The 15,183-nt window shown below is 71.1% G+C and carries 10 protein-coding genes; 1 reads left to right on the top strand and 9 read right to left on the bottom strand.

Annotated elements, in window-relative coordinates:
* Window positions 1-31: 31 nt before the first annotated feature.
* The 5 genes from obgE to SNA_RS06620 form a co-directional block, all read right to left on the bottom strand.
* The gene (gene obgE, locus SNA_RS06640; protein WP_044363765.1) at window positions 32-1,468 is read right to left on the bottom strand and encodes a GTPase ObgE; all 1,437 of its coding nucleotides are present in this window, start codon (window positions 1,466-1,468) and stop codon (window positions 32-34) included.
* Between the two features lie 144 nt (window positions 1,469-1,612).
* Entirely contained in the window at window positions 1,613-1,870 is a 258-nt protein-coding gene (gene rpmA, locus SNA_RS06635) for a 50S ribosomal protein L27 (RefSeq protein ID WP_030066598.1), read from the bottom strand.
* 14 nt (window positions 1,871-1,884) lie between these two features.
* Window positions 1,885-2,205, bottom strand: a complete 321-nt coding sequence (gene rplU / locus SNA_RS06630; protein WP_018538042.1) for a 50S ribosomal protein L21 — start codon at window positions 2,203-2,205, stop codon at window positions 1,885-1,887.
* 244 nt (window positions 2,206-2,449) lie between these two features.
* Window positions 2,450-6,151 (bottom strand): Rne/Rng family ribonuclease, encoded by a 3,702-nt coding sequence (locus SNA_RS06625; RefSeq protein WP_044363762.1) that lies wholly within the window; start codon window positions 6,149-6,151, stop codon window positions 2,450-2,452.
* Window positions 6,152-6,367: 216 nt separating this feature from the next.
* A complete protein-coding gene (locus SNA_RS06620; protein WP_030066594.1) occupies window positions 6,368-7,168 on the bottom strand; it encodes a TIGR03936 family radical SAM-associated protein in 801 nt (266 codons plus the stop codon).
* Between the two features lie 373 nt (window positions 7,169-7,541).
* Between SNA_RS06620 and SNA_RS42130 the strand changes: the two genes are divergently transcribed.
* Entirely contained in the window at window positions 7,542-8,054 is a 513-nt protein-coding gene (locus SNA_RS42130; protein WP_044363760.1) for a hypothetical protein, read from the top strand.
* A gap of 87 nt (window positions 8,055-8,141) precedes the next feature.
* On the opposite strand, the gene SNA_RS06610 is transcribed toward SNA_RS42130, so the two are convergent.
* From SNA_RS06610 to mrdA, 4 genes are all read right to left on the bottom strand, one after another.
* Window positions 8,142-10,088 carry a TIGR03960 family B12-binding radical SAM protein gene (locus SNA_RS06610; RefSeq protein ID WP_044363758.1) on the bottom strand — a complete coding sequence of 649 codons (1,947 nt, stop codon included), beginning with the start codon at window positions 10,086-10,088 and terminating at the stop codon, window positions 8,142-8,144.
* 91 nt (window positions 10,089-10,179) lie between these two features.
* Window positions 10,180-11,706, bottom strand: coding sequence for a CYTH and CHAD domain-containing protein (locus SNA_RS06605; RefSeq protein ID WP_044363755.1), 1,527 nt, complete (start codon window positions 11,704-11,706; stop codon window positions 10,180-10,182).
* Between the two features lie 103 nt (window positions 11,707-11,809).
* Window positions 11,810-13,021: a rod shape-determining protein RodA gene (gene rodA, locus SNA_RS06600; RefSeq protein WP_030066588.1), complete on the bottom strand. Its 1,212-nt coding sequence runs from the start codon at window positions 13,019-13,021 to the stop codon at window positions 11,810-11,812.
* Window positions 13,018-15,162 (bottom strand): penicillin-binding protein 2, encoded by a 2,145-nt coding sequence (gene mrdA / locus SNA_RS06595; protein WP_030066587.1) that lies wholly within the window; start codon window positions 15,160-15,162, stop codon window positions 13,018-13,020. The genes rodA and mrdA overlap by 4 nt, the downstream gene beginning before the upstream one ends.
* Window positions 15,163-15,183 lie beyond the last annotated feature (21 nt).

Genomic DNA, 15,183 nt, shown 5'->3' with positions numbered 1-15,183 from the left:
CCGCGGCGCCCGCCCGGACGGGCCGGAACGCCTAGAACGGCTGGAAGCCGTCGTACTCCTCGTCGGACTCGTCCCGCTGCGCGTCCCGGTCCCGGCGGCGCTGCGCGGCCGGCCGGGGCGCCTCCATGCGGTGGTCCTCACCACGGCGGCCCAGCATCTCCGCACCGGCCGCCATCATCGGCTCCCAGTCGAACACGACGGCGTTGTCCTCGGCACCGATGGCGATGCCGTCGCCGGCATGGGCGCCCGCCTTGCGCAGCGCGTCCTCCACGCCCAGGCGGTTCAGGCGGTCGGCGAGGTAACCGACGGCCTCGTCGTTGTTGAAGTCGGTCTGGCGGATCCAGCGCTCGGGCTTCTCGCCGCGTACGCGGAAGAAGTTCTCGCCCTCGGCCGTGACCGTGAAGCCCGTGTCGTCCACGGCCTTGGGCCGGATGACGATACGGGTGGCTTCCTGTACGGGCTTGGCCGCACGGGCCTTGGCGACGATGTCGGCCAGCGCGTACGACAGCTCCTTGAGGCCCATATGGGCGACCGCCGAGACCTCGAAGACGCGGTAGCCGCGCTCCTCCAGGTCGGGGCGGATCAGGTCGGCGAGGTCCTTGCCGTCCGGCACGTCGATCTTGTTGAGGACGACCACCCGGGGACGGTTGTCGAGACCGCCGTACTGGGTGAGCTCCTCCTCGATGGTGTCGAGGTCGGAGACCGGGTCGCGGTCCGACTCCAGGGTCGCGGTGTCCAGAACGTGGACGAGCACCTCGCAGCGCTCGACGTGCCGCAGGAACTCCAGACCCAGGCCCTTGCCCTGGCTGGCGCCGGGGATCAGACCGGGGACGTCCGCGATGGTGTAGACGGTCGAACCGGCGGTCACCACACCGAGGTTGGGCACCAGGGTGGTGAAGGGGTAGTCCGCGATTTTCGGCTTGGCGGCCGAGAGGACCGAGATCAGGGAGGACTTTCCGGCGCTCGGGTAGCCGACCAGGGCCACGTCCGCGACGGTCTTCAGCTCGAGGACGATGTCGCGGGCCTCGCCGGGCTCGCCCAGCAGCGCGAAGCCGGGGGCCTTGCGACGGGCCGAGGCCAGTGCGGCGTTGCCGAGGCCACCGCGGCCGCCCTGGCCGGCGATGAAGGTGGTGCCCTGGCCGACGAGGTCGGCCAGCACCTCGCCGTTGCGGTCGAGGACCACGGTGCCGTCGGGGACCGGCAGCACCAGGTCCTGGCCGTTCTTGCCGGAACGGTTGTCGCCCGCGCCCGGCGCACCATTGGTGGCCTTGCGATGCGGGTGGTGGTGGTATTCGAGGAGCGTGGTGACGGCCTGGTCGACGACCAGGATCACATCGCCGCCGCGGCCGCCGTTGCCGCCGTCGGGGCCGCCCAGCGGTTTGAACTTCTCCCGCATCACGGAGGCCACGCCGTGGCCTCCGTTACCCGCGGCGACATGCAGCTCGACGCGGTCCACGAAGGTGGTCATGGTTGGGGTGCCTCCAGATAAACGGGAATGTCTGCGTACTGCGGAATGTCTCTGTCGTAACACGCCAGGGGCGGACCGGCCTTCCCGCTCACGCGGGAAAAGGCGGTCCGCCCCTGGTGGTGCTGTGCTACGTCCGTGCCGTGATTACTGGGCGACCGGGACGATGTTCACGACCTTGCGGCCACGGTGGGTGCCGAACTGCACCGCACCGGCCTCAAGGGCGAACAGGGTGTCGTCGCCGCCGCGGCCGACGCCCGTGCCCGGGTGGAAGTGGGTGCCACGCTGGCGGACCAGGATCTCACCGGCGAGGACGGCCTGACCGCCGAAGCGCTTCACGCCGAGCCGCTGAGCATTGGAATCGCGACCGTTCCGGGTCGACGATGCGCCCTTCTTGTGTGCCATGTCTCCTCAGTCCCTTACTTCGCCGGAGCGTCGATGCCGGTGATCTTCAGCGCCGTGTGGAGCTGGCGGTGGCCGATCCGCTTCTTGTAACCGGTCTTGTTCTTGTACTTCTGGATCCGGATCTTGTCGCCCTTGTGGTGGTCGACAACCTCGGCCTGGACCTTCACTCCGGCCAGAACCCACGGGTCACTGGTGACGGCGTCACCATCGACGACCAGCAGCGTGGAGAGCTCGACGGTGTCGCCGACCTTGCTGGTGGAAATGCGGTCAACCTCGATGACGTCGCCAACAGCAACCTTCTGCTGGCGTCCGCCGGTGCGCACGATCGCGTACACGCGGAACTCTCTTTCGCTAGAAACGGATCCTCTGATGCCAGCCGCTCTCACGGGCTCGGGATGGCCCGTGGAATCCGACCCGGGAACCGGGCGGGACGAGCGGCCTCCCTCGGCGGAGTGCCGAGAGGTGTTTGCTCAGGGGGTTTGGTGTCACACAGACACCGACGGTCAAGGTTACGGGGCCTTGACCGGGGGGTCAAACCGGCCCCGGACCGCGGAGACGGTCCGGGGCGCGGCGTGCGGCTCAGTCCTCCGCGGAAGCGGACACCGACGCTGCCGGGGCCTGCTCGGCGGCGGCGGTCTTCTTGGTCGCCGCCTTCTTCGTCGTCGCCGTCTTCGCGGTGGTCTTCTTGGCCGTGGCCTTCTTGGCGGTGGTCTTCTTCGCCGCCGCCTTCTTGGCCGTGGTCTTCTTCGCCGCGGTCTTCTTGGCGGTGGTGGCCTTCTTCGCCGCCGCCTTCTTCGCCGTCTTCTTGGCGGGCGCGGCCTCGGGCTCGGCCTCGGCGGGCGCCTCGGTGACCGGTTCCGCCACCGGCTCGGTGACGGCCTCCGCCACCGGCGCCGCGATGACGACCGTCGCCGCGGCCTCCTCGGCGACCTCCGGCGAACCCACCGGCGCGGTGACCTTACGGGTCACCCGACGGCGCTTACGCGGCGGCGCGGGCTCGGCAACCGGCTGCTGGGCCGGCTCGGGCTCGGCGACGGGCTCCGCCACCGGCTCGGCCGGGACCACGATCGCGGCGGCCTCCTCAGCAGCGGCCTTGGGGGCGCCCGCCGGAGCGGACACCTTCCGGCTCACCCGGCGGCGGCCACGGCCCCGTCCGGCGGCGGCCGCCTCGGCCTCCGCCGGGCTGCCGAACCACTCGTCGGCGCCGGCCACCGTGGGCTGCAGCTCGGCCTCGGTCACCGCGACGGGCTCCAGCTCCGGCTCGCCGCCGTCCAGGGTCGGCTCGATCGCCTCGACCTCCTGGACCTGCGGCTCGACGGGCTCGGCGGCGGCCGCCTTGCCCTTCTTCTTGCGCTTGCCGCCACCGCCGGCCGTCGTCGGCTGGTCCATGTGGACGATGACGCCCCGGCCGTTGCAGTGCACACACGACTCGGAGAAGGACTCCAGCAGGCCCTGGCCGACCCGCTTACGGGTCATCTGCACCAGGCCCAGCGAGGTGACCTCGGCGACCTGGTGCTTCGTACGGTCGCGGCCCAGGCACTCCAGCAGGCGCCGCAGCACCAGATCCCGGTTGGACTCCAGCACCATGTCGATGAAGTCGATCACGATGATGCCGCCGAGGTCGCGCAGCCGCAGCTGACGCACGATCTCCTCGGCCGCCTCCAGGTTGTTCCTGGTGACCGTCTCCTCCAGGTTGCCGCCCTGGCCGGTGAACTTGCCGGTGTTGACGTCGACCACGACCATCGCCTCGGTCCGGTCGATCACCAGCGAGCCGCCGCTGGGCAGCCAGACCTTGCGGTCCAGGGCCTTCATCAGCTGCTCGTCGATGCGGTACGTCGCAAAGACATCGACGTCCGAGGTCCACTTCTGGAGCCGGTCGACCAGGTCCGGGGCGACGTGCGCGACATAGCCGTGGATGGTCTCCCAGGCGTCGCCACCGCTGACGATGACCTTGGAGAAGTCCTCGTTGAAGATGTCGCGGACGACCCGGACGGTCATGTCCGGCTCGCCGTAGAGCAGCGACGGGGAGCTGGTCGAAGCGGCCTTCGCCTTCTTCTGGATCTCCTCCCACTGCGCCTGGAGCCGCTGGACGTCGCGCGCCAGCTCTTCCTCGCTGGCGCCCTCGGCGGCCGTACGGACGATGACGCCCGCGTCCTCGGGGACGATCTTCTTGAGGATCTGCTTCAGCCGCGCCCGCTCGGTGTCGGGAAGCTTGCGGCTGATACCGGTCATCGAGCCCTCGGGCACGTAGACCAGGTAGCGGCCGGGCAGCGAGACCTGGCTGGTCAGGCGGGCGCCCTTGTGGCCGATCGGGTCCTTGGTGACCTGCACCAGCACCGACTGGCCGGACTTCAGCGCGGTCTCGATGCGGCGCGGGCCGTTGGACATGCCCAGCGCCTCGAAGTTGACCTCACCGGCGTACAGGACGGCGTTGCGGCCCTTGCCGATGTCGACGAAGGCGGCCTCCATGGACGGCAGGACGTTCTGCACCTTGCCCAGGTAGACGTTGCCGACGTAGCTGGTGGCCTGCTCCTTGTTGACGAAGTGCTCGACGAGGACGTTGTCCTCCAGCACGCCGATCTGGGTGCGCTCGCCGCTCTGGCGGACGACCATCACCCGCTCGACGGCCTCGCGGCGCGCCAGGAACTCCGCCTCGGTGATGATCGGCACCCGGCGGCGGCCCTGCTCACGGCCCTCGCGGCGGCGCTGCTTCTTCGCCTCCAGGCGCGTCGACCCCTTGATCGACTGCACCTCGTCGGCGCCCGAACCGGGTTCTTCCTTCTTACGGGGCTCACGGACCTTGACGACCGTGCGCTCCGGCTCGTCCGCGGCCGGCTCGCCCTCCAGGGCCTCACCGCTGCGCCGGCGGCGACGACGACGGCGACGGCTGCTGCTCGTGCCGCCCCCGGGCTGCTCCTCGGCGGCCTCCTCGGGCTCCTCGGCCTCCTGCTCCTCGGGCTCGGCGGGCGCCTCGGCATCCGCCTCCTCACGGGACGCCTCGAACTGCTCCTCGCCACCCTCGGCGGCCTCGCCACGGCGGCGGCGACGGCCACCACGACGGCGGCGGCGCGAGGGGCGCTCGCCCTCCTCCTCGCCGTGCGCGGCCTCGCCCGGCTCCTCCGGCTCCTCCTCGGCGGCCTCCTCGGCCGCCGGCTCCTCGACGGGCGCCGTGGCCTGTACCTCGGCCTGGGCGCCGCGACGGCGGCGACGGCGCGGACCGGCGGCGGGCTGCTCCTCGACGGGCTGCTCGGTGGCGGTCTCCTCCTGGCGGGCCGCAGCGTGCGCGGCGGCCGCGCTCTCCGGGGTCTGGAACATCGGCTCGGCGAACACCGGCGCCTGGAAGACGGCGGTCGGCGGGCGCTGCGCCCGGCGGCGGCCGCGCGCCGGAGCCTCCGGCGCGGCCTCCTCGGCCCGGGGCGCCTCGGCGACCGGCTCCGCGGCGCGCTCGCCACGGCGGCGCGCCCGGCGCTTGGGTTCGGCGGGCTCGGTCTCGGCGGCTGCTTCCTCGGCGGCCTGCGGCGCGCCCTCGGCCGCGGTCACCTTGCGGGTGGCACGGCGCCGCGCACGGGCCGGACGGGCCTCCTCGACGGGCTGCTCCGCGGCCTCCTCTTCGGCGACGGCCTCGACGGCGGGCTCCTCGGCGGCGCTCACCTGCGGGGCCCCGGCCGGAGCGGTGGCCTTACGGGTGGCACGGCGGCGCGTCCGCGCGGGCTTGGCCACTTCCTCGGCCTCCACCGCGACCGGCGCCTCGACGGCAGCCGGAGCGGGGGCCACGGCCTCGGCCGACTCCCCCTCGCCGACCTGCGGCGAACCCGCCGGAGCGGTCGCCTTACGGGTGGCTCGCCGACGCGTCCGCACGGGCTTGGCGGCCTCCACCGCCTCCTCCGCTTCCTCGGTCTCCTCCACCACAGGCGCCTCGACGGCAGCCGGAGCGGGGGCCACGGCCTCGGCCGACTCCCCCTCGCCGATCTGCGGCGAACCCGCCGGAGCGGTGACCTTACGGGTGGCACGGCGCCGCGTACGCACGGGCTTGGCGGCGTCCCCGGTGGTGACCGCGGACGCGATGGCCTCCTCGGCCACGGGCTGCGCCGCCGGGGTCTCGGCGCTCACCACCTCGGTCTGAGCGGCGGTGGCGGCCGGCGGACCGGCCGGCCGGGATGCCGCACGGCGCCTGCGGCGCGGCGGCAGAGTGTCGCTGGGTGAGTTGTTGGTGTCGTCCACGCCATGGTCCGCGGACTGCGTGGACCCAGTGGCTTCAGTGGGCTCAGTTGGTTCGAGCATGCGGGCGGTTCTCCCGTCACGCTCCCGGGCGCCGCGCCTGATTCCGGCCACGGCCCGCGTGATGAGCGCGGTGCCGCTGTCCGGGGCGCGGGCGCCGCACGGGAGCTGTCGTCTCGCTCGCCGGGCCCGTAGGTCGGGGACCGGCGAAAGTCTCCTGGTCAGTGCGCCTGCCGGGCCGGGGTGGCACCCTGGTGATCGGCGACGCGTCGACGGGTCCTACGCAGTACCGTCCCCGGCTGCCGGGGAGGCCCCGCTCGCCGCCTTCGCGGCACGAGGCCCGGCGGCCGTTGATGGGGCGGCCAGGGCAGCGTCGCGGTCGGGCGCCAGCGGGTCGGTCACCGCGCCGGACTCCGCATCGAGCGGCCCCTGCGCCAGCCTGGTCACCGCAGCGGGGACCGGCGGCGCCAGGTCGGCCGTGGCTCGGAGGCCGGACAGGACGTCGTCGGGTCGCACGGCAGGTGTCGCATGCCGAACAACCAGCCGCAGTATCGCACAGGCTTTGCCGTCGGGCCTATCGCCCGGGCAGTCGGCCGCCTGAAGGCTCAGCACCGCGGCGCGCGCGTCGAAGCTGCGCATGCCGTTCTTGGTGCGCCGCTCGACCAGCACCTCGTCCTCGGCGAGGAACGCCTCGACGGCCGACTGCGCCGCCGCGGCCGCGACCTCGTCGAGCCGGATTTCCCACACCGACGCCTCCAGCCGGTCGGCGAGACCGCTGGTGTGCGCCTCGACGGCGTCGGTCACATCGAGCCCCGCCGGCAGCGATTCGTCCAGCAGCTCGCGCAGCGTGGCCGGGTCGCGGTGCTCGGTGAGCGCGATCTCCAGATACTCGGCCTCGCTGCCCGTACCCGTCGGGGCGGCGTTGGCGTACGACACCTTGGGGTGCGGGGTGAAGCCCGCCGAATAGGCCATGGGGACCTCGGCGCGGCGCAGCGCCCGCTCGAATGCGCGCTGGAAGTCGCGGTGGCTGGTGAACCGGAGGCGGCCGCGCTTGGTGTAGCGCAGTCGGATGCGCTGCACCGCAGGTGCGGGCGGCGGGCCTTCGGGCTGTCGCTTGCCCAGTGTCGCTCAGTCCTTCGTGAGTGCGGTCGTACTGCTACCAAGAGTACGTGCCCGGGACGCCGCCGGTTCCCGGCGGGGCGGTACCGGACCGAAGTCCCCTGCGCGGCCGCCTACTTGACGGCCTGCTTGGCGACGGTCGGCGGGAGCGGCTTCACGGCCCTGGCGCACGGCCCCCGTGAGACCGATATGCCCGCAGAAAGAATGGTTTCCACTGTTACGCCTTAGTCACGGCGCGTCACCGATGGGGTTCACGCATCTTCCTATTACCCTCTCGTAACTGTATGAAGTCGATCTTTCACCGATCGTGTCCACTCGTTCCATCGGAGATGACATGCGCAAGCTTCGTAAGGCTGCCGTCGTGGCCGCCGTCCTCGGCAGCGTCGCCCTTCTCGGCACCGGCACCGCCTTCGCCGACGGCGGCTCGGCGGCCGGTGACTACAGCAGTCAACAGCCGATCCATGAGTACAACCAGCAGCAGCAGCCGCAGCAGGAGTCGCAGCAGCAGGAGCCACAGCAGCAGCAACAGCAGCAGGAGCCACAGCAGCAGCCGCAGCAACAGCAGGGATCTCAGCAGCAGGCGCCGCAGCAACAGCAACAACGCAGCCAGCAGCAGTCGGACCGCGGCCGGGACGACCACCAGCCGTCGGTCGGGGTCGGCGGCGAGAAGAACTGGCAGAGCACCTCATGCCGGGCCGACGACAAGATCTTCGACTACTACGGCCAGGTCGGGGAGGGGAACGGCAAGAAGAGCAAGGACGACGCGGGATCGCAGAGCACCACGCTCGGATCGTCGATGAACTGCAGCATCAACGTCGACAACAGCGCCGACAAGTACGACAGGTAAGAGATGGCCGGCGAGTAAAGACATAGAGGCCCCTCGGACCCACTCAACCTCTGAGTGGATGCCCAAGGGGCCTCTGCCTCGCTCGCGTCAGTGCGCGTTTCCGCCGGCCGCAGGCTGCTTCACCGACAGCGGCAGCAGCTTCTTGCCCGTCGGGCCGATCTGGATGTCGAGATCGAGCTGCGGGCACACACCACAGTCGAAGCACGGGGTCCACCGGCAGTCCTCGACCTCGGTCTCGTCGAGGGCGTCCTGCCAGTCCTCCCAGAGCCAGTCCTTGTCGAGGCCGGAGTCGAGGTGGTCCCAGGGCAGGACCTCCTCGTAGGTGCGCTCGCGGGTGGTGTACCAGGCGACGTCCACCCCGAACTCCGGCAGGGTCGCCTCGGCGGCCTTCATCCAGCGGTCGTAGGAGAAGTGCTCGCGCCAGCCGTCGAAGCGGCCGCCGTCCTCGTAGACCGCCCGGATGACCGCGCCGATACGGCGGTCGCCGCGCGAGAGCAGGCCCTCGACGATGCCCGGCTTGCCGTCGTGGTAGCGGAAGCCGATGGAACGGCCGTACTTCTTGTCGCCGCGGATCTTGTCGCGGAGCTTTTCGAGGCGGGCGTCCGTCTCCTCCGCCGACAGCTGCGGGGCCCACTGGAAGGGCGTGTGCGGCTTGGGCACGAAGCCGCCGATGGAGACCGTGCAGCGGATGTCGTTCTGGCCGGAGACCTTACGGCCCTCGGCGATGACGTTGACCGCCATGTCGCCGATCTGGAGCACGTCCTCGTCGGTCTCGGTGGGCAGACCGCACATGAAGTACAGCTTCACCTGCCGCCAGCCGTTGCCGTAGGCCGTGGAGACCGTACGGATCAGGTCCTCTTCCGAGACCATCTTGTTGATGACCTTGCGGATGCGCTCGCTGCCGCCCTCGGGGGCGAAGGTCAGGCCCGAACGGCGGCCGTTGCGGGTCAGCTCGTTGGCCAGGTCGATGTTGAAGGCATCGACGCGGGTGGAGGGGAGGGACAGGCCGATCTTGTCCTCCTCGTACCGGTCGGCGAGGCCCTTGGCGATGTCGCCGATCTCGGTGTGGTCCGCGGAGGACAGCGACAGCAGGCCGACCTCCTCGAATCCCGTGGCCTTCAGGCCCTTGTCCACCATCTCGCCGATGCCGGTGATGCTTCGCTCCCGTACGGGACGCGTGATCATGCCGGCCTGGCAGAAGCGGCAGCCGCGGGTGCAGCCACGGAAGATCTCGACCGACATCCGCTCATGGACGGTCTCGGCCAGGGGGACGAGCGGCTGCTTGGGGTAGGGCCACTCGTCGAGGTCCATGACGGTGTGCTTGGAGACCCGCCACGGGACGCCGGAGCGGTTGGGAACGACGCGGGAGATCCGGCCGTCGGTCAGGTACTCGACGTCGTAGAACTTGGGGACGTAGACGCTGCCGGTCTTCGCGAGGCGGAAGAGCAGTTCGTCCCGGCCGCCGGGGCGGCCCTCCTTCTTCCAGGTGCGGATGATCTCGGTGATCTCCAGCACCGCCTGCTCGCCGTCGCCGACGACCGCGCAGTCCAGGAAGTCCGCGATCGGCTCCGGGTTGAAGGCCGCGTGGCCGCCCGCGAGGATCAGCGGGTGGTCCTCGGTGCGGTCCTTGGCCTCCAGGGGGATACCGGCGAGGTCCAGGGCGGTGAGCAGGTTGGTGTAGCCCAGCTCGGTGGAGAAGGAGACGCCGAGCACGTCGAAGGCGGAGACGGGGCGGTGCCCGTCCACCGTGAACTGCGGGACGTTGTGCTCGCGCATCAGCGCTTCGAGGTCCGGCCACACGCTGTAGGTGCGCTCGGCGAGGACGCCCTCCTGCTCGTTGAGGACCTCGTAGAGGATCATGACGCCCTGGTTGGGCAGGCCGACCTCGTAGGCGTCGGGGTACATGAGCGACCAGCGGACGTCGCAGCTCTCCCACGGCTTGACGGTGGAGTTCAGCTCACCGCCGACGTACTGGATGGGCTTTTGCACATGCGGGAGCAGAGCTTCGAGCTGCGGGAAGACCGACTCGGACATCTCGAACCTTCGTGAGCTGGGCAGGGCGATTCTCAAGCGTAACCCGGACGGCGTCGCCCCCCGTACGGCGTCGCGCTCCGTGCGGTCCCCGCTACCACTTCCCCGGCGGCGTCGCCTTCGCCCACACCGTCGGCAGCTCGCGTTCGCGTTCGGCGGCCAGGGCCTCCTCGCGGCCGTAGAGGAGCCCGAAGGTGAAGCCGGGCTCGCCGGCGAGATGGGCCTGGGTGGCCAGCTCGCGCAGCGCGGTGCGGGCCACCACGCTGTCCTGGTGGTCGCCGAGCACCTGCTGGACGCGCTTGGTGCGCCGGGCGAACTTCTTCGCGGGCTTGCCCAGCACCGGGCGGGCCGCCTCCGCCGCGTAGCGCAGCCGCTTGGCCGCCTTGCGGGCGCTGTGCAGCGCCTCGTCGCGGGCGCGTCCGGCGGGGGTCTCAAGCGCCGTCTCGACGCGGCCGGCGAGCCGCGCGTAGTCCTTCAGTACGGCCTTGACCAGCACCTCCGGCGCGGGCAGCGCGGCGGCCCGGCGCAGCGGCGGATCGGTGCGCAGCGCTTCCAGGGCGCGCAGCAGCTCCAGATAGCGGTCGCCGTCCAGGACGGCGAGCACCTCGCGCCGCGAGCCCAGGCGGCGGCGTTCGGACCACAGGCGCAGCCGGGCGGAGACCGGGCCGAGCCGCAGCGGCCGGGGCACCTGCGCCAGCGCGGACCGCAGCCGGGCGGTGAGCACCTCGCGGTCCCGGTCGATGCCCAACTCCGCGGCCAGCCACTGGAGTTCGAGGCCGAGAGGGCGGGTGGCGGCGCGGTCGAGGACCGCGGTGTAGGAGCGGAACGCGCTGCGCAGCCGGCGGGTGGCCACCCGCATCTGGTGGACGGAGTCGGGCAGGTCGCGGCGTACGGCGGGGTCCAGGGCGGCAACGGCGCGGATCTGCTCGTCGACGTAGCGCAGGACGGCGTCGCCGGCGGTGCGCGGCCGACGGGCTTGCCGCGGGTGCGGGGATCCGCCGGCCAGGCCCGTCTCGGCCAGCGCGCGGGCCAGTTTCGAGGGCGCGGCGGCGGGCCGTACCCCCGCCGCGGTCAGCTCACGGCCGACCGCGTCGAGGAGGGCCGCATCGCCCTCCCCGGTCAGCTCCACCTCGATCTCGTGCCAGCGGGCCTCCTCGCCGCCGCCGTCGGCGCGGGCCGCGCGCACCTCGTCCCGGGCCAGCTCGGCGAGCGGGGTGCCGTCGGCGTCCTGGAGGAGGTGGGCGGTGCGGCGGGTCCGCAGCCGGATGAGGGGTACGAGCTCGCGGCCGAGCGTCCGGGAGCGGACGAGGGCCGTCAGCTGCGGCGGCGGGGCGTCGGCGGGCGCGGCGTCCGGGGCGAGCGGCATCCGGACCTCGTCGCGGATCCCCAGCGCGACCGGCAGCTTCAGATGCCAGCCCGCGTCGTCGCCACCGGTGCGCCGGCGCAGTGTGATGCCGTCGGCGGCGAGTCTCTGGTCGGGGGTGTCGTAGTAGGTGGCGTCCAGTTCCGCCACGTCCTGCTCGACGACGGCCGCGATCCGGTCGAGCGCGGTCAGGTCGGGCAGCTCCGTCGCGTCGGTGGCCTCGTATTTCCGCTCGATTTCCCGCACGGTGTCCGCCATGCCTCGAATCTAGCCATCGCGCCGACGGGCGACCAGCGGTCCGGCGGCCTGCGCGCGGACGGGGCCCGGACCGGGTGGGTCCGGGCCCCGTGCGCAGGGCGTCTCAGCGCGATGCCGACACCGGGCGCTGCACCCGGATCGATTGCAGCAGTCCTATGGCGATCCATACGGCGAACATCGAGGTGCCGCCGTAGGAGACAAAGGGCAGTGGGAGGCCGGTGACGGGCATGATGCCGAGCGTCATGCCGATGTTCTCGAAGGCCTGGAAGGAGAACCAGGCGATGATGCCGGCGGCGACGATGGTGCCGTAGAGCTCGGAGGTCTCGCGGGCGATCCGGCAGGCACGCCACAGGACGACGCCCAGCAGGAAGATGATCAGGCCCGCGCCGAGGAAGCCGAGTTCCTCGCCGGCGACGGTGAAGATGAAGTCCGTCTGCTGTTCGGGGACGAACTGGCCGGTGGTCTGGCTGCCGTGGAAGAGGCCGGAGCCGGTCAGCCCGCCGCCGCCGATGGCGATGCGGGCCTGGTTGGTGTTGTAGCCGACGCCGGCCGGGTCGAGGCTCGGGTTGGCGAAGGCGGCGAAGCGGGCGATCTGGTACTCGTCGAGCAGGCCGAGCTGCCAGATGGCGACGCAGCCGACGACGCCGGTGCCCAGCAGGCCCAGGATCCAGCGGTTGGAGGCGCCGGAGGAGAGCAGGACGGCGAGGATGATGGCGCCCAGCACCATGACCGAGCCGAGGTCGGGCATGAGCAGGATGACGCCCACCGGGATGGCGGCGAGGCCCAGGGCCTGGACGACGGTGCGGTGGTCGGGGTGCTGGCGGTCGCCGGCGTCCACGCGGGCGGCGAGAACCATCGCCATGCCCAGCGCGATGGTGATCTTGGCGAATTCGGCGGGCTGGAGCGAGAAGCCGCCGGGGATCGCGAGCCAGGAGCGCGAGCCGTTGATGGTGGCACCCAGCGGGGACAGCACCAGCAGCGCGAGGACCACCGACAGGCCGTAGAGGATCGGGATCGCGCCGCGCAGGGTGCGGTGACCGAGCCAGATGGTGCCCACCGCCATGGCCAGGCCGATGCCGAGGTTGAGCATGTGGTGCAGGAAGAAGTAGTACTCGTCGCCGTGGTTGAGCTCGGTGCGGTTACGGGTGGCCGAGAAGACCAGGACCGCGCCCATCAGGGACAGCGCCAGGGCAGACAGCAGCAGTATCCAGTCGAGCCGGCGCACGACCGAGTCGCGGGCCGTGAGCTTGCCCCAGGCGCCCCGGTCGGGGGTGTAGCGGCGGACGGAGAACGTCTTGGACGCGGGGCTGGTCACTGGGGGCTCCCCGAGGGGGACGGCTTCGGCTTGGGCGGGTTGTACGGCTTGATGGCCTGGGCATCGATCGTTCCGTCGCCCTCGATCGTGGGCAGCTTGGCCTCCGGATGCGGGAGCAGTGCGGCCTTCTTGTCGATGTCGCCCTTGTCGGTGACGCCGTAGAGGGCGTCGTAGATCTTGCGTACGGCGGGACCGGAGGCGCCGGAGCCCGTACCACCCTGGGAGATCGTCATCACGACCGTGTAGTCCTTGGTGTACGTGGCGAACCAGGACGTCGTCTGCTTGCCGTAGACCTCGGCGGTACCGGTCTTGGCGTGCATCGGGATCTTGTTCTGCGGCCAGCCCTGGAAGCGCCAGGCGGCGGTACCGCGGGTGGCCACACCGGCCAGCGCCTGGTCGATCTGCTTGATGGTGCCGGGGCTGTCGGGCAGCTTGCCGTGCGCCTGGGGCTTGATCATGTGGATGTGCTTGCCGTCGGGGCTGATGACGGCCTTGCCGACGGTCGGGTTGTAGAGGGTGCCGCCGTTGGACAGGGCGCCGTAGATCGTGGCCATCTGGATCGGTGTGACTAGGGTGTCGCCCTGGCCGATGGAGTAGTTGACCGAGTCACCGGCGCGCATCTTCATGCCGGATTCGCAGTTCTCCTTGGCGATCTTGGAGACATAGTCGACGGCGTGCTTGCCCTGGGCGCACCAGCTGTCCTTGTTGGCCTTCCAGTAGTTCTTCTTCCACTGGCGGTCGGGGATGCGGCCCTTGACCTCGTTGGGCAGGTCGATGCCGGTCTCCTTGCCGAGGCCGAACTGGTGGGCGGTCTTGTAGAACCAGTCCGCGGGGTCCTTCTTGGGCTTGTTGCCGCCGTCCTTCTGCCACTGCTGGTAGGCCAGTCCGTAGAAGACGGTGTCGCAGGAGACCTCCAGCGCGCGGCCCAGGCCGATCGGGCCGAAGTTCTCCGACTCGAAGTTCTTGAAGGTCTGGCCGCCGATGTTCATGGAGCTGGTGCAGGGGTAGTGCCCGTTGAACGGGTATCCGGCGTTGACCGCGGCGGTGGTCGAGATGACCTTGAAGATGGAGCCGGGGGCGGCCTGGCCCTGGATGGCGCGGTTGAGCAGCGGGTAGTTGGACTTCTTGCCGGTCAGATGGGCGTAGTCCTTGCCCGAGATGCCGCCGACCCAGGCGTTGGGGTCATAGGCGGGGTTGGAGGCCATCGCCACGACCCGGCCGGTCTTGGCCTCCATGACGACGACGGCCCCGGAGTCGGCCTTGTAGTGGGTGCCGGTGTTCTTGTCGACCTCGTTGCGGGCGTCCTTCATCGCCTGGTTGAGCTCTTTTTCGGCGACGGACTGGACGCGGGCGTCGATGCTGGTGACGACGTTGGCGCCGGGCACCTGCCGGTCGCTCTTGGCCTTGCCGATGACCCGGCCGAGGTTGTCGACCTCGTAGCGGGTGACGCCGGCCTTGCCGCGCAGATCGCTGTCGTAGGTGCGCTCCAGCCCGGAGCGGCCCACCATGTCGGAGCGCAGCAGCGGCGAGCGGCTGTTCTTGGCCTTCTGGATCTCCTCGTCGGTGACCGGGGAGAGGTAGCCCAGGACCTGGGCGGTGTTGGCGCCCACGGGGGCGGCGTAGCGGCGTACGGCGGTGGGCTCGGCGCTGATGCCGGGGAAGTCCTCGCTGCGCTCGCGGATCTGGAGGGCCTGCTGGGTGGTGGCCTCGTCGGTGATCGGGATCGGCTGGTAGGGGGAGCCGTTCCAGCAGGGCTGCGGGGTCTTGGCGTCGCACAGCCGGACCTTGTTGCGGATCTCCTGCTCGGACATGCCCAGCACGTTGGAGAGCCGGCCCAGGACGGCCTTGCCGTCGTCCTTCATCTTCAGCAGATCGGTACGGCTGGCGGAGACGACCAGACGCGTCTGGTTGTCGGCCAGCGGTACCCCGCGGGCGTCGAGGATGGAGCCGCGGGTGGCCGGTTCGACGACCTGCTGGACGTGGTTGGACCGGGCCTCGTTGGCGTACTCCTGGCCGTTGCGGATCTGGAGGTACCACAGCCGCCCGCCGAGGGTGAGCAGCAGCGAGAAGACCAGGATCTGGATCGCGACGAGGCGGACGGTGACCCGGGAGGTCCGGCCCGTCTCAGGAATGTTACTCATGGCGCCCCCACTGCCCGTCCG

The organism is Streptomyces natalensis ATCC 27448 (assembly GCF_000935125.1).
GTDB lineage: Bacteria > Actinomycetota > Actinomycetes > Streptomycetales > Streptomycetaceae > Streptomyces > Streptomyces natalensis.
The sequence above is the reverse complement of the archived record's forward strand: the minus strand, read 5'-3'. Positions and strand labels throughout refer to the sequence as shown.